The organism is Dyella psychrodurans (genome assembly GCF_003363265.1).
Lineage (GTDB): Bacteria > Pseudomonadota > Gammaproteobacteria > Xanthomonadales > Rhodanobacteraceae > Dyella_B > Dyella_B psychrodurans.
On the sequence record NZ_QRBF01000001.1, the window covers coordinates 915,064 to 934,968 of the forward strand.

Below are 19,905 nucleotides of genomic sequence, written 5' to 3' on the forward strand. Positions count from 1 at the left end.
CCGAGTAACGTAGCCCCGAAAATTCGATTTATTCAGCTCGCGCATCAATCGACAAGGCATGAATACCGCTATCCATCAGCCCCTCAAGAGCGGCATAGACCATGCGGTGGCGCTTGAGCGGCAACTGTCCCGCAAATGCAGGGCTGACAATACGCACGTAAAAATGCCCCTTCCCTTCGTTAGCATGACCGGCGTGCTTGTAGCCTTCGTCGAGCACTTCGAGTTCGACTGGATGAAGCGCCGCATCAAGGCGGCGACGAATCTCTTCCACCATCGCGGCTGTCATGCCGGGAGTACCTTGCGGAATGGCTTCACGGTGACGCTGGCGTAGACGTTTGCATCGACATAAGGGTCAAGCCTCGCCCATTGCTCGGCCTCGGGCAGCGAAGCGAACTCGGCGACGATCAAACTGCCGCTAAAGCCAGCCGGCCCAGGTTGTTCCGCATCGATGGCCGGAAACGGGCCCGCCAACAGAAGACGGCCTTCCTGCTGAAGCTTTTCGAGTCGCTCCAAATGGGCGCCACGCGCGGCGAGCCGGCGCTCGAGTGAATCGGGATGGTCGGTGCCGGTGATGGCGTACCACATGTGCTTTGCTCCCTCAGGTGATCCACGATTTTATCCGACCGCGTCGTGGAACACCCGATGATTCTTGAATCCGCGTCGCGAGAGCCCCATTAGCAAGTCTCCAACCTGGCGGGGAGTGCTGGTTATGTGGTCGACGTTCGTGGGCGGACTTATCGCGCTGCTGGCTCAATTGGCCCATTGGCTCGACGGTAGTTACGGGGCCGCCGTGGTCGTGATGGCCATCGTCGTTCGCCTGATCCTGCTACCCATGACACTGCACACGGCGGAGCAAGCCTGGCATCGGCAGCACAAGCTGGCGCGCTTGAAGCCAGAGCTGGAACGCCTGCGCGAACGTCACACCAAGGACCCGACCGCTTACGCAACAGCATTGCAGGCGCTGTATCGCAAGCACGAGGTAACGGGTGGACTGGGAAGCGGCATGCTTACCGCCATCGTGCAGGCGCCACTCGGAGCAGGCATCTACGCAGCCATCCGTCAGAGCGTGGTCGGCGCCGGCTCTTTCCTGTGGATTGGGCGGCTGGCGCGCCCGGACATCTGGCTGGCCTTTATCGTGGCGCTTCTGAGTTGGGCGGCGATCATGCTCAACCCATCCATGTCGGAACAGGCCCGAACCCTCCTGCACTGGCTCCCTGTCATCGTCACCTTCCTGGTGACCTGGCATCTGAGCGCAGGCCTCTGTCTGTACTGGGCGGGAGCTGGCAGCGTGGGAGTGCTCCAGGCCGCTCTGCTGCGCCATCGGGTCACCCGGAGCAGCCATCGAGCCCAGCCGCCCCGGCGCTGAGCCTCCGAGCCATGTGATACCTGTCAGGAACGATCCCTGACAACGTCCGCTGCCCCGCCGGACGCGTTGCGCGCACGCTTTCCCTGCCCCGAACCGGGCTCATCTGCTCGTTCCAGATGAGCGCCGAGCCCAGGCGGCAAGCCATTTTCGGCGCGTCATAGCCAGCTAGGCCATCAGTCATGGCACGCGGTCGTTGACAGCTTCGAATATGGTGTTATAGTTCACTACAACACCGGTCCACGAGAGCACTAAAGGAGAGCCGTCATGAAAGCACCGAACCCGATCGCCCTGACTGCCGCGGTTCTGTTTACCACGGTAAGCCTGATCGCCCTGAGCCCGAACGCCCCCAAGTTTCCTGTCGCCGAAATCAACGGCATGAAGGTCATCGACCTGGCCCCCGTCGAAGTTCGCCCGACCGCCGACGACGAACGCGCCGCCGCCATGCTGGCCTCGGCCAGCCTGACGATCGCCAACTCGCCGATCGCCAACGCGACCGATAGCGGTGCAAGCCTGCTCGGAGCCCAGCTGGCCATGCCCTACTATTCGTTTGGCTCGACCAAATTCGCCGGCATCAGCAAGGAATAAATCCATGTCCATCACCTGGAACGACAGCGTCCCGATCTATCGTCAGCTGCGCGAACGCGTCGTGGCGATGATCCTGGACGGCGCCTTGAACGAGGGCGACCCGCTGCCGTCAGTGCGCCAGGTGGCGGCCGATTTCCAAATCAATCCGCTCACCGTATCGAAGGCGTACCAGGAACTGGTCGACGACCAACTTGTGGAAAAAAGGAGGGGGCTGGGCATGTTCGTTACCGACGGAGCGCGCGAGGCGCTGCTTAAATCCGAACGCGAGCGTTTTCTGCGCGAGGAGTGGCCTGCACTGTATGCACGCCTGCAGCGCCTTGGCCTGGATCTGAAAACCCTGTTGCGCGAAGCGCCGCAGGATACGGAGAACCACTCATGAACGCGGTCGTCACCGCCAATGGTCTGAGCAAGCGCTACAAGAACGCGATTGCGTTGGACAACGTGAGTTTCGACATTCAACCGGGTCGCATCGTGGGCCTGATCGGCCCGAACGGTGCCGGCAAGACCACAGCGCTGAAAGCCATCCTGGGGCTTACCGACTTCCAGGGCCGGCTCGACGTGCTTGGGCTCGATCCTCGCAGCCAGCGCGACAAATTGATGGAAGAAGTCTGCTTCATCGCGGATGTCGCCGTGCTGCCGCGCTGGATCCGTGTGCGTGAAGCGATCGATTTTGTCGCGAATGTGCATCCGCGCTTCAATCGCGCCAAGTGCGAGGCTTTTCTCGCCCGCACCAAGCTCACGCCCGATATGCGCGTGCGGCAGATGTCCAAGGGCATGATCGTGCAGTTGCATCTCGCATTGGTCATGGCCATCGACGCCAAGCTGCTGGTGCTCGACGAGCCCACCCTCGGCCTGGACATCCTGTACCGCAAGCAGTTCTACCAAAGCCTTCTGGAAGAGTATTTCGATGACAACAAGACGATCATCGTCACGACTCACCAGGTGGAAGAAATCGAACACATCCTCACCGACCTTATGTTTATCCGCGACGGCAAGATCGTGCTGAACACCGACATGGAAGCCATGGGCGATCGCTTCGCCGAAGTGATGGTGAGCGCGGACATGGCCGCCACCGCACGCCAGCTCAATCCATTGGACGAGCGCCAGGTGTTCGGCAAGAGCATCTTTCTGTTCGATGGCGTCGATCATTCGCGGCTGCAGACCTTGGGCGAAGTTCGCCGTCCTTCCGTCAGCGATCTGTTCGTCGCCACCATGAAGGGGACCTACGCATGAAAACCCTCTACTGGCTCGTCAAGCGCGAATTCTGGGAGCACCGCGGCGGCTTCTTCTGGGCACCGGTGATCACTGGCGTGGTGTTCCTCATCCTTAACCTGATGGGCATCGTCGCCGGAGAGATGTTCGGACTGCATCACGGGATCACCATCGGCTACTCGCCCCATGGCGATAACAGCATTGCGGCCATGATCGAGTCGATCAAGGCGAATCACATGCAGGATGTGGGCTCCACACTGGACGTAGTGATGCTCTCATCCAGCTTTCTGATCAGCGTCGTCTTCAGCTTCGTGGTGTTCTTCTACTGTCTCGGTGCGCTTTATGACGACCGCCGCGACCGTAGCTTCCTGTTCTGGAAATCCCTGCCGATTTCAGACAGTGCCACGGTTATCTCGAAAGTGATCACAGCCACGCTGGCCGCACCTGTGGTCGCCGTCGTGAGCGGTGTACTGACCGGCATCGCCATGCTGCTGATGTTCGCCATCGCACTGTCTTTCCACGGCGTGAGCGTGTGGTCGCTGCTGATGCTCGCCCACCCCGTTCAGGTCACCGCCACGCTGATCGGCTCGATTCCGATGTACCTCATCTGGGCATTGCCCACCGTAGGCTGGCTGATGTTCTGCTCCGCATGGGCCAAGAGCAAACCGTTCCTCTGGGCAGTCATCGTTCCCGTCGGCGTAGGCATCGTGATCAGTTGGTTCAATGTGCTCGGCTCGATGGACGTCCAGAACACGTGGTACTGGCGCAACGTGTTTGTGCGCTCGTTGTTCAGCGTCTTCCCCGGTGGCTGGTTCCACATAGCGGCTGAACATCAGTTCGGTCCGGATGCCCAACCCACGGCGCAAAACATCGCGGACTTCTTCAGCCTCTCCAATTCGTATGCCGCCCTGGCTTCGCCGAACGTGTGGATCGGTGCGGTACTGGGCCTCGCGATGCTCGCAGGTGCCATCTGGTTCCGCCGCTGGCGCGACGATAGCTGACGCGCCACACTTACCGCCTGGCCAACATGATCAGATCGGGGACCGCATCATGAAGTACCAACGGACGATTCTTCTGCTTGCGCTGATGGTTGCCGTAACGGCATGCAACATGCCGTCAACCACTATATCGAACGGAGGCGGCAAGATCATGTTGTATGGCGATGTCGTAAAACTGAGTGTCGACGGATCGCCCGACGCAACGATCAACACCGCGGGCGATTTGACCATCGACGATAAGCCGGTATCGACGACGCCATCCCAGAAGGGCCTGCTCATTCTTTACGCCCAGAGCGTAAAGGCTGTGCATGATCAGGCTCTGGCCCTGGGCAGCGCCGGCGCCAAGATCGGCCTTGCTGCGCTGAAGAACAAGCTCAGCGGTGACGACAGCGACGCCGCGAAGAAGCAGCGCGACAACCAGGCCTCGCAGCAGGCGCATGACTTCACGTCGAAGCTGTGCCAGGACCAGGCGGACATCAAGGTCGTGCAGGACCAGCTTGCCAGCCAGCTCCCAGCCTTCAAACCTTACGGCAGCATCCTCCGCGACAAGGACCTGGCCGATTGCCGCAAGGATGCGAACGGCAACTGAACGTTACCGTCACACCATGACTGACAAACGGGGAATGGTTTTTATGAAACACGCAGCCCTATTTGGAATCGTGTTGCTGTGTGGCGCAATGAGCGCATGCAGCAATCACATGGACGATCTCAACAGCAGCGACATCATGAACGGCTCGATTCGGTTGAGCCATGAACAGGTGACGCTACATGCGAAAGACTCACCAGATGCGGTCATCAGCGCCAACGGCGACCTGCAGATCGATCAGAAGTCCGTCGAAACCAGCCCTGCCGAGCGCGAACTGCTCAAGTCGTACTACGAAAACGCGATGATGATTCGCACCGACGGCATCGCTACCGGCAAAGCCGGTGCTGCCGTCGGTGCGCAGGCACTGAAGAGCGTCGCAAAAGGCATCGCAGGCGGCAACGGCGATCAGATCCAACAGGAGATCGATGCGAAGACCAAGGTCGTGAAGGAAGCGGCGCTGAAAATCTGCCAGGACCTCGCCAACATCAAGACGAACCAGGATCAGCTCGTTGCGCAACTGCCGGCATTCAAACCCTACGACAACGTCATCAGTGGCGACGATGTAGGCGACTGCCAGAAAGATCAGAAATCCGATTGATGACAGGGCATGGCGCCGCGCCAAGGATGGAGCGGCGCTTAACCGCCGCCACCTCCGCCGCCGTGAATCCCGCCCTTGGTCAACGTACGCGGATCGAGCAGCTTCTTGAGTTCTTCCTTGGAGAGCCCTGATTTCTCCAGCGCCACATCCATGATTGGACGCTTTTCCTTGTAAGCCTGCTTGGCGATAGCCGCACCCTTTTCATAGCCGATCACCGGATTCAACGCGGTGACGAGAATCGGATTCATCGCCAACGCCAGATCCACGCGTTCCGCATTGACGCGGAAACCGGCAATCGCCTTGTCGGCCAGCAGGCGCGACACATTGGCCAGAATATGGATCGACTGCAGCAGGTTGTAGGCGATCAGCGGCAGCATCACATTGAGCTGGAAGTTGCCCGATTGCCCTGCGACGGTGATCGATGCATCGTTGCCGATCACTTGCGCGGCCACCATGGTGGTCGCTTCCGGAATCACCGGATTCACCTTGCCCGGCATGATCGACGAACCGGGCTGCAAGGCCGGCAGCTCGATTTCGCCCAGTCCCGCGAGCGGTCCGGAATTCATCCAGCGCAGATCGTTGGCGATCTTCATCAGCCCGACGGCCAGCGTCTTGAGCTGGCCCGAAAGCTCGACGGCCGCGTCCTGCGCAGCCATGCCTTCGAAGTAATTGGCGGCCGAATCGAAACGCACACTGGTGATTTTCTTGAGCTGACGCGCCACCGCCGCACCGAATTTCGGATCGGCGTTGATGCCGGTGCCGACTGCCGTGCCGCCCAACGGCAACTGCCGCATGCGCTTGAGACTGTCCTCGATGCGCTCGATCGCCGATTCGACCTGGGCCGACCAGCCCGACAATTCCTGGCCGAACGTGACCGGCATGGCATCCATCAGATGCGTGCGACCGGTTTTCGGTACGTTCTTCAACTCACGTGCACGGCGATCGATCACGCGCTTCAAATGTTTCAGCGCGGGCAATAGCTCTTCGTGCGTCGTCAAGGTGGCGCTGACGTGAATCGTGGTGGGAATCACGTCGTTGGAACTCTGCCCGTAGTTCACGTGATCGTTGGGATGAACCTTGGCACCGCCCTTGGCTGCGAGGTGCGCGATCACCTCGTTGGCATTCATGTTGGTGCTGGTGCCCGATCCCGTCTGGAAGATGTCGATCGGAAACTGATCGTCGAACTGCCCCTCCGCCACGGCCAGCGCCGCCTTGCGGATCGCCGCGGCCTGCCCTTTCTTGAGATAGCCCAACTCCAGATTGGCTTCGGCCGCAGCGGCCTTGACCAGACCCAGTGCGCGAATGAATGAGCGCGGCAGATGGAGACCCGAAATCGGAAAGTTGTCGATCGCGCGTTGGGTCTGCGCGCCGTACAGCGCATCAGCGGGGACCCTCAACTCGCCCATGCTGTCGTGCTCGATACGAAAGCCGGTCATGGTGATACCTCACGCCAGGGGAGGCCGACACTATAAACCCGCAAACGTTAGAGCCCGCTCAATGTAAAATGCCGGGTTCTGATCCCCCGGAAGCTGCCCGATGTCCACCCACGCCCTCACCGCCCTGTCCCCGCTCGACGGCCGATACGCCAGCAAGACCGAAGCGCTGCGCCCGATCTTCAGCGAATTCGGGTTGATGCATCGCCGCGTGCACGTGGAAATCGAATGGCTCCTGGCACTTGCCGCCGAATCGGGCATCGCCGAACTTCCGGCATTCACCGATGGGCAGATTGCGAAGTTGAAAGCGATCGCATCGGATTTCAGCGTCGAGGACGGCGCACGCATCAAGGCGATCGAAGCCACCACCAATCACGATGTGAAGGCGGTGGAATATTTCATCAAGGAACGCATCGGCAACGATGACTCGCTCGCACAGGCCAAGGAATTCGTGCACTTCGCCTGCACCAGCGAAGACATCAACAATCTTTCCTACGCGTTGATGCTGCGCGATGCGCGCACCAACGTGCTGCTGCCGTGGCTGGACAAGATCATCGCCAGGTTGCGCGAGCTTTCTCACGCCAACGCCAATCTGCCAATGCTCTCGCGCACGCACGGCCAGACCGCCTCGCCGAGCACGCTCGGCAAGGAGCTGGCCAACGTGGTCGCGCGACTGGAGCGTCAACGCAAGCAGCTCGCCGCGGTCGAAATCCCCGGCAAGATCAATGGCGCGGTGGGCAATTACAACGCGCACGCGATCGCTTATCCGGATGTCGATTGGCGCGGTTTCTCGCAGCGTTTCGTCACCGGCCTGGGCCTGGACTACAACCCGTACACCACTCAAATCGAACCGCACGATGGCGTGGCCGAATACTGCGACGCCGTGCGTCGCGCCAACACGATCATGATCGACCTCGCACGCGACGTATGGGGCTACATCTCGCTCGGCTACTTCAAGCAGGCATTGAAAGCCGGCGAAGTGGGTTCGTCCACCATGCCGCACAAGGTCAATCCGATCGACTTCGAAAATGCGGAAGGCAACTTCGGCCTGGCCAATGCCCTGCTCGGCCATTTCGCGGAAAAGCTGCCGATCAGCCGCTGGCAGCGCGACCTTACCGATTCGACGGTACTGCGCGCGCTTGGCACGGCATTCGGCCACACGCTGGTCGCGCTGGAATCGTTGCAGAAGGGCCTGGGCAAGCTCAATGTCAACGCCGACCGACTCGCCGCCGATCTCGATGCGAGCTGGGAAGTGCTCGCCGAGGCGGTGCAAACCGTGATGCGCCGTTATGGGCTGCCGGAGCCGTATGAGCAGCTCAAGGCCCTGACCCGCGGCCAGGGCATTACGCAGGCATCGATGCGCGAGTTCATCGCAGGCCTCGCCTTGCCGGATGATGCCAAGCAGCGCCTGCTCGACCTTACGCCGGGCACCTACACCGGCCTCGCTTCCGATCTGGCGAAAAAGATCTGACCGGTCGGACCAGACAAGGCATCATGGCTTTTGTCATGATGTCCCCTGCCCGGTCTGAACGAGCCTCATGGCGCCTCTCTCCGAATTCCTGATCTTCGCCGGCATCGGTGCGCTCGCCCAACTGGTGGATGGGGCGCTCGGGATGGCGTATGGCGTCACCTCCGCGGGCATGCTGCTGGGCATGGGCATGCCGCCGGCGATGGCGAGCGCCAGCGTGCATTACGCGGAGACCTTTACCTGCGGCGCATCCGGACTCAGTCACTGGTGGGCCGGCAACGTGCAGCGCCCGCTGTTCTGGGCTCTGGTCATTCCCGGTGTGATCGGGGCTGTGATCGGCGCGACCCTGCTCGCACATCTGCCACCACTGTGGATTCGCTACTTCCTCACACCCTACCTGCTTGCGATGGGCCTGTTCCTGGTGCTCCGCACCACCCGCCGCAAGGATCGCCGTGCTGACGTACCGCCCGGCACAGGCGTGCTGGGTTTTGTGGCGGGGGTGCTCGACGCAGCAGGCGGTGGCGGATGGAGCGCACTCACCGTGACGACGATGGTCGCGCGCGGGCAAGAACCGCGCATGGTGATCGGCAGCGTGCATCTGGCCAAATGCATCGTCAGCCTGGCGGCCAGCATCACCTTTCTGCTCAGCATCGGGCAGAGCAAATTACACGTCGTGCTGGGGTTGATTCTGGGCGGCGTGATTGCCGCGCCCTTCGGCGCCTGGCTGGTGCGGCGATTGCCGCCGCGCGTGTCCACCTTGATGGCCGGGCTGACCGTGCTCGCACTCGGCATCTACAACTTCTACCGCTTGCTGCGTTGAGCGTGGCGGGCGGCCGCCCTTTACAATGCCGCCCCATGACGCTTTCACAACCTTCCCGCAAGCCGCTCCCCATGGAAGTACGCGGCACTTCGAAGCTGCCGCTGGGGATGAGTCCCGCGCAATTCCTGCGCGATTACTGGCAGAAGCGACCTTTGTTGATCCGCAACGCCTTTCCCGACTTCCAGTCCCCGGTCGCCCCCGAAGATCTAGCGGGTCTCGCGTGCGAGGAAGGCGCCCTGTCGCGACTGATCCAACACGATGAAGACCGCGAGCGCTGGCGCGTAAAGACCGGCCCGCTGAGCGAAAGCGACTTCGCCAAGACCGGCGACGCCAACTGGACTTTGCTCGTGCAGGATGTCGACAAGTGGGACATGGATGTGGCCGCACTGCTGGACCATTTCCGCTTCCTGCCCAGCTGGCGCGTCGATGACGTGATGATTTCCTACGCCGAACCCGGCGGCGGCGTCGGCGCGCACGTCGATCAATACGACGTGTTCCTGCTACAGGGACTGGGGCAACGTCATTGGGCGATCAGCACCGATCCCAAGGCCCCCAAGGATTTCCGCAGCGACGTGGAACTCAAGCAACTGCAAGAGTTCCATCCCACGCACGAATGGCTGCTGGATCCGGGCGACATGCTGTACCTCCCGCCCGGCATACCGCATGACGGCGTGGCGTTCGGCGGTCCGTGCATGACGTTTTCCATCGGGATGCGTGCCCCCTCCCAGGCGGAACTGGTCGGCGACCTGGCCGATTACCTCGCCGAGCATCTGCCGGAGGAGCTGCGCTATACCGATCCCGACCTTTCACCCGTGAAACGCGTCGGCGAAATCGACAAAGCCGCATTGAAACGCATTCGAGCTGCGATCCCAACCGCAGCGACTTTGGACGATGCAACGCTGCTCGATTGGTTCGGTCGCTTCATCACCCGTTATCGCACGGCGCAGACGCCCGTCGTCCCGGACAAGGCGTTGAGCGAAGCTGCGATGATGAAACAACTGGACGGCGGTGCATCCGTGCTGCGCCATCCCTGGTCGCGCATGGCGTGGGCACAGTCGGGTTCGCGTTGCACGCTATACGCCAACGGCCATGCCTACGAGGCTAGCGCTCCATGGGCCACGCGCCTGTGCACGGAGCGCACCATGTCGCCACCGCACAAACTGACCACCGTCGAACGCACGCTATTGCTGGCATTGGTCAACGACGGTCACGTGATACTTCGCAAACTGCGGGGACACCGCTCATGAGCACCACACCGCCCGATCAGGACGCCGGCCCGCGCGCGGTCAGTGGCCGCGAGGACATTGCCGAAGCGCGATTGCAGTTGTTGACGGCAGCCCGCTACAAGCTGTCCATCTATCTCCCGTCTTTGCCGGCGGATATCTATAACAGCCTGGCCGAACTCGCCGAATTGCGCCGCATCGCCACGTCGGGGCGCGGCGCCGAAATCCGCGTCCTGCTGGGCGATCCCGCCAACGTGTTGCGCGAAGGGCATCGGCTCATCGACCTTGCCCAGCGTCTGCCCAGTGCGCTGCAGATCCGCGTGCCTTCCGACGATCAGGTCGAAAACCGCACGACGTCCGCATGGCTCATCAATGACACCTACGGCTACCTGTTCCTCCCCGATGCCGACCGGGTGGAAGGCCGGGCAGCCATGCACGACGGGCCAGGCCTGGCGCCTTTGCTGCTGCAGTTCGATCAGATGTGGGAGCGCGCCGTCCCAGCGACGCAGTTGCAACCACTGGGCTTGTAAACCGCTGGCTGAACAACGATATGCAGCGCATTCCGGAGCTTTTCATTCGTTTCGGTTCGATTTGGAGCGGTAAAGCCTTGTTGATGCTGCGTTCGTTCCGACCGACGACCCGTGCGGCAACCCTGTCCATACGACAACCAGCTTGCCGCGTCGCAGCAGCCGCAGGCTATAATTGACGGGATTTTTCGCCAGCGAACCGCTCTGGTCAGACGGTTCGCTGCAAGGCCTCCCTTCCCTGCCGGTGGTGACGTGAGCACAAACCTGATCCGCGAGTTTTCCGAGTCCTCCCAACTCGCAGGCGGCAACGCCGATTACGTTGAATCGTTGTACGAAACCTGGCTTGCCGACCCTGAGTCGGTACCAGCCGAGTGGAATACCTATTTCAAAACCTTCAAAGGCCGCGAGTCGGGGGATGTTTCCCACACCGCGGCCATTGCGCGTATAGAGGCCGCACAAAAGCAGCGCCCCAACGGCGCAGCGGCTGCGGCCCCCGTCAGCGATGCGCATGCGCGCAAGCAAGCAGGTGTTCTGCGCCTCTTGACCGCCTATCGTTCGCGCGGCCATCTCGCCGCCGACCTCGATCCGCTGGGCCTGGCACACAAAATGGACGCGCCGGACCTGGGCCTGGGCTTCCACGGTCTGTCCGACGCCGATCTCGACACCGAATTCGACTGCGGCAACTTCGCCGGCGGCGGCCAGCGCATGAAGCTGCGCGAACTGTTCTCGCGCTTGAAGCGCGTCTACACGAACACGGTCGGCTCGGAGTTCATGCACATCTCCGACCACGCGCAGCGCAACTGGATCTACAGTCGTCTGGAACAGGCCAACGGCAACGCCGGCCTCGACAAGGCAGGCAAACAGCGCGTGCTGGACGGCCTTACCGCCGCGGAAGGCCTGGAGCGCTACCTGCACACCAAGTACGTCGGCCAGAAGCGCTTCTCGCTGGAAGGCGGTGACAGCCTGATCCCGATGATGGACGAAGTCGTTCGCGCCGCAGGCGACAACGGCATCAAGGACCTCGTCATCGGCATGGCCCATCGCGGCCGCCTCAACATGCTGGTGAACATCCTCGGCAAGCCGCCGAAGACGCTGTTCAACGAATTCGAAGGCAAGTTCGAGCACGCCGAAGACGATCCTGCCCACTCCGGCGACGTGAAGTACCACATGGGCTTCTCCGCCGACGTGCGCACGCCCAATGGCGGTGTGCATGTGGCGCTGGCGTTCAACCCGTCGCACCTGGAAATCGTGAACCCCGTGGTTGCGGGTTCCGTGCATGCGCGTCAGGTTCGTCGCAAGGACACGGAGCGCACGCAGTCGCTGGCCGTGCTGATCCATGGCGACGCCGCGCTCGCAGGCCAAGGCGTGAACATGGAACTGTTCAACATGTCGCAGGCGCGCGGCTTCAAGATCGGCGGCACGCTGCACATCGTGGTGAACAACCAGGTGGGCTTCACCACCTCGAATCCGCAAGACGCGCGTTCCACGCTGTACTGCACCGACCTCGCCAAGATGGTGAATGCGCCGGTGCTCCATGTGAACGGCGACGATCCGGAAGCAGTGATCCAGGTCACCCGCCTCGCGTACGAATTTCGCAAGCAGTTCCGCAAGGACGTGGTGATCGATCTGGTGTGCTACCGCCGCCACGGCCACAACGAAGCGGACGAGCCGGCGGCCACGCAGCCGGTGATGTACCAGATCATCCGCAAGCGCCCCACCACGCGCGAACTCTACGCGCAGGAACTGGTGAAGGAAGGTTTGCTGGCCGAGGGCGACGCGCAGAAGCAGTTCGAAGCCTATCGCGATCGCCTGGAAGCCGGCGCGGCGATGACGGATCTGCATCCATCCTTGACCAAGGACGTGGAAGTGGACTGGAGCCAGTTCATCGGCGGCAAGCTTTCCACCCCGGCCAAGACGGGCGTGGCGAAGACCAAGCTGGTCGAGCTCGCCAACCGCATTCTCGATGTGCCGAAGGATATCGCACTGCAGTCGCGCGTCGCCAAGATCTACGACGACCGCCGCAAGATGGCGAGCGGCGAGCAGCCGGGCGACTGGGGCTTTGCCGAAAACCTCGCTTACGCCACGCTGATCGACGAAGGCCACAACCTGCGCATCGTCGGCCAGGACTCGGGACGCGGCACGTTCTTCCATCGTCATGCCGTGCTGCATGACCAGAAGGACGGTCACACCTTCATGCCATTGGCCACGCTGCGCGCGGACGCCAACGTCGAAGTGATCGACTCCCTGCTCAGCGAAGAAGCCGTGATGGCGTTCGAATACGGCCACGCCACCACCGATCCTTACACCCTCAACATCTGGGAAGGACAGTTCGGCGACTTCGCCAACGGCGCGCAGGTGGTGATCGACCAGTTCATCAGCTCGGGCGAAGCGAAGTGGGATCGTCTCTGCGGTCTCGCGCTGTATCTGCCGCACGGCTATGAAGGCCAGGGCCCGGAGCACTCCTCCGCGCGACTGGAACGCTTCCTGCAATTGTGCGCGATGGAAAACATGCAGGTCTGCGTGCCCACCACGCCGGCGCAGGATTTCCACATGATCCGCCGCCAGATGCTGCGCCCTGTGCGCAAGCCGCTGATCGTGATGACGCCCAAGTCGCTGCTGCGCCACAAGCTGGCCGTGTCCACGCTGGACGAACTGGCCAATGGCAGCTTCCAGCTGGTGATCGGCGAACACCGCGATCTGCCGGCGAAGAAGGTCAAGCGCGTGGTGCTGTGCTCGGGCAAGGTTTACTACGACTTGCTGGAAGAGGCGGATAAGCGCGGCGCCAACGATGTTGCCATCGTACGCGTCGAGCAGCTCTATCCGTTCCCGCGTCAGGAAGTGACGGCCGAACTGGAAAAGTATCCTTCCGCCAAGGAAGTGGTCTGGTGCCAGGAAGAGCCGATGAACCAAGGCGCGTGGTTCCAGATCCGTCATCACCTGCAGGCGTGCGTCGGCAGCAAGCAGAGCCTCTCCTACGCCGGTCGCGCACGCTCGCCCGCGCCTGCCGCGGGTCACCTCAACGATCACATCGCCGAGCAGGCCGCGCTGGTTGAACAGGCGCTGGTCGCACCGGTCGGTCCCGATCACTCAGCAGAATAAATGTCCAAGGATTAACCATGTCTACTGAAGTCAAAGTCCCCGTTCTGCCCGAGTCCGTTTCCGACGCCACCATCGCCACCTGGCACAAGAAAGCCGGCGATGCCGTGAAGCGCGACGAGAATCTGGTCGATCTGGAAACCGACAAAGTCGTGCTGGAAGTGCCGTCGCCGGTCGACGGCGTGCTGAAGGAACTGAAGTTCCAGGCCGGCGACACCGTGAACAGCCAGCAGGTGATCGCGATCATCGAGGAAGGCGCCGCTGCCGCTGCTCCGGCTCCCGCCGCCGCAGCCCCCGCTCCGGCCCCGGCTGCTGCGCCGGCTCCGGCCGCACCGAAGACCGCTGCAGGCTCGGCGGATCTTTCCCCGGCCGGCCTGCGCGTCGCCACCGAACAGAACATCGATCCGTCCAAGGTCGCCGGCACGGGCCGCGATGGCCGCGTGACCAAGGAAGACCTGGTCAACTACGGCAAGGGCGGCGCTCCCGCAGCCGCTGCGCCGGCCGTGGCGCCGACGCCGGGTTCGCGTCCGGAAGAACGCGTGCCGATGACCCGCATCCGCGCCCGCATCGCCGAGCGCTTGATGCAGTCGAAGAACTCGATCGCGATGCTCACCTCGTTCAACGAAGTGAACCTCGCCGAAGTCAGCAAGATGCGCAAGACGCTGGGCGAGCAGTTCGAAAAGGCGAACGGCGTGAAGCTCGGCTTCATGAGCTTCTTCGTGAAGGCCGCTGCCGAAGCGTTGAAGCGCCATCCGATCGTCAACGCCTCGGTCGACGGCAACGACATCATCTATCACGGCTACCAGGACATCTCCATCGCCGTGGCCACCGACAAGGGCCTGGTGACGCCGGTACTGCGCGATGCGCAGAACATGAGCTTCGCCGATATCGAAAAGGGCATCGCCAACTACGCGAAGAAAGCGCGCGAAGGCAAGCTCGGCCTTGAAGATCTGCAGGGCGGCACGTTCACCATCACCAACGGCGGCACCTTCGGTTCGCTGTTGTCGACGCCGATCGTCAACCCGCCGCAGAGCGCGATTCTCGGCATGCACACCATCAAGGAGCGTGCGATCGTCGAGAACGGCCAGGTGATCGCCGCGCCGATGATGTATCTGGCGATCTCCTACGACCACCGCATCATCGACGGCAAGGATGCGGTGCTGTTCCTGGTCGACATCAAGAACCAGCTGGAAAATCCGCAGCGCATGTTGCTCGGCATGTAATGCCGGCGATCGATGGCGAGGGCGCGTTCGACGCAGCCCTCGCCATGTCGCCAGAGCAAGCCCCCTTTCGAAATCCTCTCCGCGCCGCCATATACGGCACGATCCGCTCCCCAGGAACCCCGAACCATGAGCGAAAAATTCGACGTCATCGTCATCGGCGCCGGCCCTGCCGGTTATGTGGCCGCCATTCGCGCCGCGCAGCTTGGCCTGAAGACCGCCTGCGTGGACGCCTTCGTCGGCAAGGATGGCAAGCAGGCGCTCGGCGGCACCTGCCTCAACGTGGGCTGCATTCCGTCCAAGGCGCTGCTGGATTCGTCCAAGCAGTTCTACAACCTGTCGCACAACCTGCCGGCGCACGGCATCAGCGTCGAGAATGCCAAGGTCGACCTGGGCACCTTCATCGGCCGCAAGGACAAGATCGTCAAGCAGTTCACCGGCGGCATCGGCCAGTTGTTCAAGGCCAACAAGGTCACCGCGTTCTTCGGCAAGGGCAAGCTGCTGAAGGGCAACAACGTCGAAATCACCGGCAACGACGGCAGCAAGCAGACGATCAGCGCGACCAACGTGATCCTCGCTTCCGGTTCCGTGCCGATCGAGCTGCCGTTCGCGAAATTCGACAACAAGTACATCCTCGACAACGCCGGCGCACTCGACATCAACGAAGTGCCGAAGCGCCTTGGCGTGATCGGTGCCGGCGTGATCGGCCTGGAGCTGGGCAGCGTGTGGCGCCGCCTGGGTTCGGAAGTCACCGTGCTTGAAGCGCTGCCGGATTTCCTCGGCGTCGCCGATGCCGACATCGCGAAGATCGCGCTGAAGGAATTCACCAAGCTTGGCCTGGACATCAAGCTCGGCGCCAAGCTGAGCAAGGCCGAGATCAAGAACAACACCGTTGCGCTCACCTACGAAGACAAGGACGGCAAGCACGAACTCACCGTCGACAAGCTGCTCGTCGCCGTGGGCCGTCGCGCTTACACCGATGGACTGCTGGCCGACGACACGGGCGTGAAGGTCGACGAACGCGGCCGCATCGTGGTCGACGAACACAACCACACCGGCGTCGACGGCGTGTGGGCGATCGGCGATGCCGTGCGCGGTCCGATGCTTGCGCACAAAGGTTCCGAAGAAGGCGTGGCGGTGGCCGAGTGGATCGCTGGCAAGGCCGGTCACGTGAATCTCGACACGGTTCCTTGGGTCATCTACACCGAACCGGAAATCGCCTGGGCCGGCAAGACCGAAAAGCAGCTGAAGGACGAGGGCGTTCCGTACAAGGTCGGCACCTTCCCGTTCGCCGCCATCGGCCGCGCCGTGGCCATGAACGAAGCCATCGGCCAGGTGAAGGTGATCGCCCATGCCGAAACCGATCGCCTGCTTGGCGTGCACATGGTCGGCCCGGGTGTGTCGGAGTTGATTGCCGAAGCCGTCGTGGCGATGGAGTTCAAGGGTTCCGCCGAAGACCTGGCCCGCATCGTCCATGCGCATCCGACGCTGTCGGAAGCCGTGCACGAAGCCGCGCTTTCGGTCGACAAGCGCGCGATCCACAAAGGCAACTAAGGCTCTTACGATGCCCGCCTGACGAACGGCCTGCTCGTGGCAACATGGGCAGGCCGTTGCATTTTCAGCGCATACGAAAAGACAACCTCGTTGCGACGAAAATCCTCACTTTCACGCTGCCATCCACAACGAGCCGAGTCGAGTCCACCGATATGCCCTTGCCTACCTCTCTGTGCGTTTATTGCGGCTCAAGCTCGGGCAAGCATCCGGAATACGTCGCGCAGGCGCGCGATATCGGCACGGAGATGGCCCGGCGCGGTATCACGCTTGTCTACGGTGGCGGCAAAGTGGGCCTGATGGGCACGGTGGCCGACGCCGTGCTCGCCGCGGGCGGCAAAGCCATCGGCGTGATTCCACGCCAACTGGTGGAACGCGAGGTTGCCCACCCGGGCCTTACCGAGATGCACGTGGTCGAAACGATGCATCAGCGCAAAACGCGCATGTACGAATTGTCCGACGCTTTCGTCGCCCTGCCCGGCGGTTTTGGCACCATGGATGAAATGTTCGAAATGCTTACCTGGTCGCAATTGGGTCTGCATCGATATCCCTGCGCTTTTCTCGATGTGCGCGGCTATTACGCGCAATTGCGCGGGATGATGGATCACATGGTGAGCGAAGGATTCGTTCGCGCCGAACAACGCGGCTGGATATGGTTCGGCGACAGCATGGAAAAAATGTTCGACTGGATGACACACCACCAAGCTGGATATGCGACTAAATGGATCGACAGCAGCAGCGTCGAAGCCTGAGTTGCCCTTCCGCACCCGTTGTAAGGAAATCCGTCATGAATACGCCTGCCGACTTTCGAGCTTTTCGCATCCACAACGACGCCACCGGTTATCGCGGCGGTGTCGAGACGATGAACTCCGCCGCTCTCAGCGATGGCGAAGTGCTGGTGAAGGTGGCGTACTCGTCGGTCAATTTCAAAGATGCCCTCGCCGGCACCGGCAAGGGCAAGATCCTGCGCAAGTATCCCCTTAACGGCGGCATCGACGCCGCGGGCGTAGTGGTGGCTTCCACCGATTCGAACTTCAAGGAAGGCGACCACGTGCTGTGCACCGGCAGCGGTCTCTCCGAAACGCAAGACGGTGGCTACGGCGAATACATCCGCATGTCGTCGCAGTGGACGATTCCTCTGCCCAAAGGGTTAAGTCTGCGCGAAAGCATGATTCTGGGTACGGCCGGCTTTACGGCCGCGCTGTCGCTGCTGCGCATGCAGGACAATCACCAGACTCCCGCCATGGGTCCCATCGCCGTTACCGGTGCCAGCGGCGGCGTGGGCATGCTTGCGATCGATATCTTCAGTCGCGCCGGCTACGCCGTGCATGCCATCAGCGGCAAAGCCTCCCAGTTCGATTTCCTGCGCGGTCTGGGCGCAGTCGAATGCATCGATCGCCACCAACTCGCTTTCAGTGGCAAGCCCATGGATTCGGCACGCTTCGGCGGCGCACTGGATAACGTGGGCGGCGCGATGCTCGCCGGACTCCTGCCGCTGACCGTGCCCTACGGCAACGTCGCCATCTGCGGCAACGCCGGCGGCATCGCGTTCGAGAGCACGGTGATGCCCTTCATCATTCGCGGTGCCAGCCTGCTGGGCATCGCGTCTGCCGGCACCCCGCGCGACCAACGCGATCAGGTGTGGCAACATCTGGCCAGCGACTGGAAACCGCTTCATCTCGATCGGATCGCGACCCGGGAAGTGACGCTGGATCAACTCCCGGACGTGTTCGGGCGTATGCTGGATGGCGATTCGTTTGGCCGTACCATCGTGCGCGTCGGCACGGTTTGACAGCCGCCAGCTTGGAAGCGCCACGGCGCCGCTTTAGAATTATCTCGGAACAACTAAGGGGACTCCCACCTTATGGCTCGTATTCTGATTGTCGACGATTCTCCGTCGCAGCTTCTTGGGATCAAGCGCATCGTCGAAAAGCTCGGCCATGAGACGCTTACTGCTGAGGACGGCGCCGCCGGCGTCGAGGTTGCAAAACAGGAAAAACCCGATCTGATCCTGATGGACGTGGTGATGCCCAACCTCAACGGTTTCCAGGCCACCCGCACCATCAGCAAGAACCCCGACACGGCGCACATCCCGATCGTGCTGGTCACCACCAAGGATCAGGAAACCGACAAGGTATGGGGCATGCGCCAGGGTGCCAGGGCCTATGTCACCAAGCCGATCAAGGAAGAAGAACTGGTCGCCACCCTGAAAGAACTTCTGCCGGTCTAAGTTCCGGATGGCATAACGCAGAAACGGCGCCTTGCGGCGCCGTTTTGCGTTTCCGGTTTCACAGGTAACGCGTATTCAACGCTCAATGCCTCGGATCGTAATGCGGAAACTGGACCCGCAAGGCTTCGTAGGCTTGCCGCTGCGACTCGCTCTCCACGGCCGGCACCTTGATCGACACCTCCACTAGCTGATCGCCTGGCGGGTGCCCCGGAAATCCACGCCCCTTCAGGCGCAGCTTGCGCCCCGACTGGGTGCCTGCCGGGATCCTGAGATCGACGGTACCGGCAAGCGTCGGAACGGGCACGGAAGCGCCCAGAGCCGCCTCCCACGGACTGACCGGAAGCACGTGCAGCACGTTGCGTCCATCCAGCTTGAATCGTGCGTCCTCTCGGATACCCACTTCGAGCAGAAGATCGCCACTCGGGCCACCGGCGACACCCGGTTGCCCCTGACCGCTCAGGCGAATCACCTTGCCCGGTTGGATACCGGCCGGAATCTTCACCTCGAGCACACGCTCGGTGCCGCTGCCGTCGTCCAGGTTCAAGCGCGTGCGGCCGCCATCGAACGCCGTCTGCAGATCGATCTGTACGTGCGCCTGCACATCGCGGCCACGGCGTGCGCGCGGCGGTCCCTGACGATGAGCACCGCCTCCGGTGCGTCCGAACAGGCTCTCGAAGAAATCGCTGAAATCGCCCTCGCCTGCCTCGCCAAAATCGAAGCCCTGCCCTTGCCCCCAGTTCGGTGGCGGGCGGAACTGCTCGCCCGACCGGTATCCGCCGGCGCGTAGCTGATCGTAGGCACGGCGTTTTTCGGCATCGCGCAGCACTTCGTTGGCTTCATTGACCGCCTTGAACTTCTCCTCGGCGCCGGCTTCCTTGTTCTTGTCCGGATGAAATTTGCGTGCCAGCTTGCGATAGGCCGCCTTGATGTCGGCCTCGCTGGCATCGGGCTTCACGCCCAGGGTGTCGTAATAGTCTTTGAATTCCACTGCC

21 protein-coding genes are annotated in these 19,905 nt (G+C 62.0%); 17 read left to right on the forward strand and 4 right to left on the reverse strand.

Annotated elements, in window-relative coordinates:
* Positions 1–28: 28 nt before the first annotated feature.
* Together DWU99_RS04280 and DWU99_RS04285 are read right to left on the reverse strand one after the other, a co-directional pair.
* Entirely contained in the window at positions 29–286 is a 258-nt protein-coding gene (locus DWU99_RS04280; RefSeq protein ID WP_199535694.1) for a BolA family protein, read from the reverse strand.
* Positions 283–585 carry a YciI family protein gene (locus tag DWU99_RS04285; RefSeq protein ID WP_115476731.1) on the reverse strand — a complete coding sequence of 101 codons (303 nt, stop codon included), beginning with the start codon at positions 583–585 and terminating at the stop codon, positions 283–285. Before DWU99_RS04285 ends, DWU99_RS04280 begins: the two co-directional genes overlap by 4 nt.
* 124 nt (positions 586–709) lie before the next feature.
* On the opposite strand from DWU99_RS04285, the gene DWU99_RS04290 reads away from it, so the two are divergent.
* The 7 genes from DWU99_RS04290 (at position 710) to DWU99_RS04320 (ending at position 5,345) form a co-directional block, all read left to right on the forward strand.
* A complete protein-coding gene (locus DWU99_RS04290; RefSeq protein WP_115476732.1) occupies positions 710–1,366 on the forward strand; it encodes a YidC/Oxa1 family membrane protein insertase in 657 nt (218 codons plus the stop codon).
* A gap of 264 nt (positions 1,367–1,630) precedes the next feature.
* The gene (locus tag DWU99_RS04295) at positions 1,631–1,951 is read left to right on the forward strand and encodes a hypothetical protein (protein WP_115476733.1); all 321 of its coding nucleotides are present in this window, start codon (positions 1,631–1,633) and stop codon (positions 1,949–1,951) included.
* Between the two features lie 4 nt (positions 1,952–1,955).
* Positions 1,956–2,330, forward strand: coding sequence for a GntR family transcriptional regulator (locus DWU99_RS04300; protein ID WP_115476734.1), 375 nt, complete (start codon positions 1,956–1,958; stop codon positions 2,328–2,330).
* On the forward strand, positions 2,327–3,184 hold the full coding sequence (locus DWU99_RS04305; protein WP_115476735.1) for an ABC transporter ATP-binding protein: 858 nt from the start codon (positions 2,327–2,329) through the stop codon (positions 3,182–3,184). Before DWU99_RS04300 ends, DWU99_RS04305 begins: the two co-directional genes overlap by 4 nt.
* Positions 3,181–4,164, forward strand: coding sequence for a hypothetical protein (locus DWU99_RS04310; RefSeq protein WP_115476736.1), 984 nt, complete (start codon positions 3,181–3,183; stop codon positions 4,162–4,164). Before DWU99_RS04305 ends, DWU99_RS04310 begins: the two co-directional genes overlap by 4 nt.
* A 49-nt stretch (positions 4,165–4,213) precedes the next feature.
* A complete protein-coding gene (locus DWU99_RS04315; RefSeq protein ID WP_115476737.1) occupies positions 4,214–4,750 on the forward strand; it encodes a YggN family protein in 537 nt (178 codons plus the stop codon).
* Positions 4,751–4,793: 43 nt separating this feature from the next.
* On the forward strand, positions 4,794–5,345 hold the full coding sequence (locus DWU99_RS04320) for a YggN family protein (RefSeq protein ID WP_147292889.1): 552 nt from the start codon (positions 4,794–4,796) through the stop codon (positions 5,343–5,345).
* Positions 5,346–5,383: 38 nt separating this feature from the next.
* Here the strand turns inward: DWU99_RS04320 and DWU99_RS04325 are convergent, their stop codons facing one another.
* Positions 5,384–6,781, reverse strand: a complete 1,398-nt coding sequence (locus tag DWU99_RS04325; protein ID WP_115476739.1) for a class II fumarate hydratase — start codon at positions 6,779–6,781, stop codon at positions 5,384–5,386.
* 100 nt (positions 6,782–6,881) lie between these two features.
* Between DWU99_RS04325 and purB the strand changes: the two genes are divergently transcribed.
* The 10 genes from purB to pilH all read left to right on the forward strand — a co-directional run bounded on the left by purB (position 6,882) and on the right by pilH (position 18,913).
* Positions 6,882–8,249 (forward strand): adenylosuccinate lyase, encoded by a 1,368-nt coding sequence (purB, locus tag DWU99_RS04330; RefSeq protein ID WP_115476740.1) that lies wholly within the window; start codon positions 6,882–6,884, stop codon positions 8,247–8,249.
* A gap of 67 nt (positions 8,250–8,316) precedes the next feature.
* Positions 8,317–9,066 (forward strand): sulfite exporter TauE/SafE family protein, encoded by a 750-nt coding sequence (locus DWU99_RS04335; RefSeq protein WP_115476741.1) that lies wholly within the window; start codon positions 8,317–8,319, stop codon positions 9,064–9,066.
* Positions 9,067–9,101: 35 nt separating this feature from the next.
* On the forward strand, positions 9,102–10,313 hold the full coding sequence (locus tag DWU99_RS04340) for a cupin domain-containing protein (protein ID WP_115476742.1): 1,212 nt from the start codon (positions 9,102–9,104) through the stop codon (positions 10,311–10,313).
* Positions 10,310–10,819 carry a DUF7931 domain-containing protein gene (locus tag DWU99_RS04345; RefSeq protein WP_115476743.1) on the forward strand — a complete coding sequence of 170 codons (510 nt, stop codon included), beginning with the start codon at positions 10,310–10,312 and terminating at the stop codon, positions 10,817–10,819. The genes DWU99_RS04340 and DWU99_RS04345 overlap by 4 nt, the downstream gene beginning before the upstream one ends.
* A gap of 249 nt (positions 10,820–11,068) precedes the next feature.
* Positions 11,069–13,915, forward strand: coding sequence for a 2-oxoglutarate dehydrogenase E1 component (locus DWU99_RS04350; protein ID WP_115476744.1), 2,847 nt, complete (start codon positions 11,069–11,071; stop codon positions 13,913–13,915).
* Positions 13,916–13,932: 17 nt separating this feature from the next.
* The gene (gene odhB, locus DWU99_RS04355; RefSeq protein WP_115476745.1) at positions 13,933–15,135 is read left to right on the forward strand and encodes a 2-oxoglutarate dehydrogenase complex dihydrolipoyllysine-residue succinyltransferase; all 1,203 of its coding nucleotides are present in this window, start codon (positions 13,933–13,935) and stop codon (positions 15,133–15,135) included.
* 126 nt (positions 15,136–15,261) lie between these two features.
* The gene (gene lpdA, locus DWU99_RS04360) at positions 15,262–16,686 is read left to right on the forward strand and encodes a dihydrolipoyl dehydrogenase (RefSeq protein WP_115476746.1); all 1,425 of its coding nucleotides are present in this window, start codon (positions 15,262–15,264) and stop codon (positions 16,684–16,686) included.
* A 152-nt stretch (positions 16,687–16,838) separates the two neighbouring features.
* Positions 16,839–17,435 carry an LOG family protein gene (locus DWU99_RS04365; RefSeq protein WP_115476747.1) on the forward strand — a complete coding sequence of 199 codons (597 nt, stop codon included), beginning with the start codon at positions 16,839–16,841 and terminating at the stop codon, positions 17,433–17,435.
* Between the two features lie 35 nt (positions 17,436–17,470).
* Positions 17,471–18,475, forward strand: coding sequence for a YhdH/YhfP family quinone oxidoreductase (locus DWU99_RS04370; RefSeq protein ID WP_115476748.1), 1,005 nt, complete (start codon positions 17,471–17,473; stop codon positions 18,473–18,475).
* A 72-nt stretch (positions 18,476–18,547) separates the two neighbouring features.
* Positions 18,548–18,913: a twitching motility response regulator PilH gene (gene pilH / locus DWU99_RS04375; RefSeq protein WP_115476749.1), complete on the forward strand. Its 366-nt coding sequence runs from the start codon at positions 18,548–18,550 to the stop codon at positions 18,911–18,913.
* An 82-nt stretch (positions 18,914–18,995) separates the two neighbouring features.
* Here the strand turns inward: pilH and DWU99_RS04380 are convergent, their stop codons facing one another.
* Positions 18,996–19,901 carry a DnaJ C-terminal domain-containing protein gene (locus DWU99_RS04380; protein WP_115476750.1) on the reverse strand — a complete coding sequence of 302 codons (906 nt, stop codon included), beginning with the start codon at positions 19,899–19,901 and terminating at the stop codon, positions 18,996–18,998.
* Positions 19,902–19,905 lie beyond the last annotated feature (4 nt).

What these genes read in the sequence shown, in the direction of transcription:
- DWU99_RS04315 (WP_115476737.1), top strand. Translation starts at nt 4,214, where the DNA reads ATGAAGTACCAACGGACGATTCTTCTGCTTGCGCTGATGGTTGCCGTA.
- DWU99_RS04340 (WP_115476742.1), top strand. Translation starts at nt 9,102, where the DNA reads ATGACGCTTTCACAACCTTCCCGCAAGCCGCTCCCCATGGAAGTACGC.
- pilH (WP_115476749.1), top strand. Translation starts at nt 18,548, where the DNA reads ATGGCTCGTATTCTGATTGTCGACGATTCTCCGTCGCAGCTTCTTGGG.
- purB (WP_115476740.1), top strand. Translation starts at nt 6,882, where the DNA reads ATGTCCACCCACGCCCTCACCGCCCTGTCCCCGCTCGACGGCCGATAC.
- DWU99_RS04310 (WP_115476736.1), top strand. Translation starts at nt 3,181, where the DNA reads ATGAAAACCCTCTACTGGCTCGTCAAGCGCGAATTCTGGGAGCACCGC.
- DWU99_RS04365 (WP_115476747.1), top strand. Translation starts at nt 16,839, where the DNA reads ATGCCCTTGCCTACCTCTCTGTGCGTTTATTGCGGCTCAAGCTCGGGC.
- DWU99_RS04335 (WP_115476741.1), top strand. Translation starts at nt 8,317, where the DNA reads ATGGCGCCTCTCTCCGAATTCCTGATCTTCGCCGGCATCGGTGCGCTC.
- odhB (WP_115476745.1), top strand. Translation starts at nt 13,933, where the DNA reads ATGTCTACTGAAGTCAAAGTCCCCGTTCTGCCCGAGTCCGTTTCCGAC.
- DWU99_RS04280 (WP_199535694.1), bottom strand. Translation starts at nt 286, where the DNA reads ATGACAGCCGCGATGGTGGAAGAGATTCGTCGCCGCCTTGATGCGGCG.
- DWU99_RS04290 (WP_115476732.1), top strand. Translation starts at nt 710, where the DNA reads ATGTGGTCGACGTTCGTGGGCGGACTTATCGCGCTGCTGGCTCAATTG.
- DWU99_RS04305 (WP_115476735.1), top strand. Translation starts at nt 2,327, where the DNA reads ATGAACGCGGTCGTCACCGCCAATGGTCTGAGCAAGCGCTACAAGAAC.
- DWU99_RS04300 (WP_115476734.1), top strand. Translation starts at nt 1,956, where the DNA reads ATGTCCATCACCTGGAACGACAGCGTCCCGATCTATCGTCAGCTGCGC.
- DWU99_RS04295 (WP_115476733.1), top strand. Translation starts at nt 1,631, where the DNA reads ATGAAAGCACCGAACCCGATCGCCCTGACTGCCGCGGTTCTGTTTACC.
- DWU99_RS04285 (WP_115476731.1), bottom strand. Translation starts at nt 585, where the DNA reads ATGTGGTACGCCATCACCGGCACCGACCATCCCGATTCACTCGAGCGC.
- DWU99_RS04320 (WP_147292889.1), top strand. Translation starts at nt 4,794, where the DNA reads ATGAAACACGCAGCCCTATTTGGAATCGTGTTGCTGTGTGGCGCAATG.
- DWU99_RS04325 (WP_115476739.1), bottom strand. Translation starts at nt 6,781, where the DNA reads ATGACCGGCTTTCGTATCGAGCACGACAGCATGGGCGAGTTGAGGGTC.
- DWU99_RS04370 (WP_115476748.1), top strand. Translation starts at nt 17,471, where the DNA reads ATGAATACGCCTGCCGACTTTCGAGCTTTTCGCATCCACAACGACGCC.
- DWU99_RS04345 (WP_115476743.1), top strand. Translation starts at nt 10,310, where the DNA reads ATGAGCACCACACCGCCCGATCAGGACGCCGGCCCGCGCGCGGTCAGT.
- lpdA (WP_115476746.1), top strand. Translation starts at nt 15,262, where the DNA reads ATGAGCGAAAAATTCGACGTCATCGTCATCGGCGCCGGCCCTGCCGGT.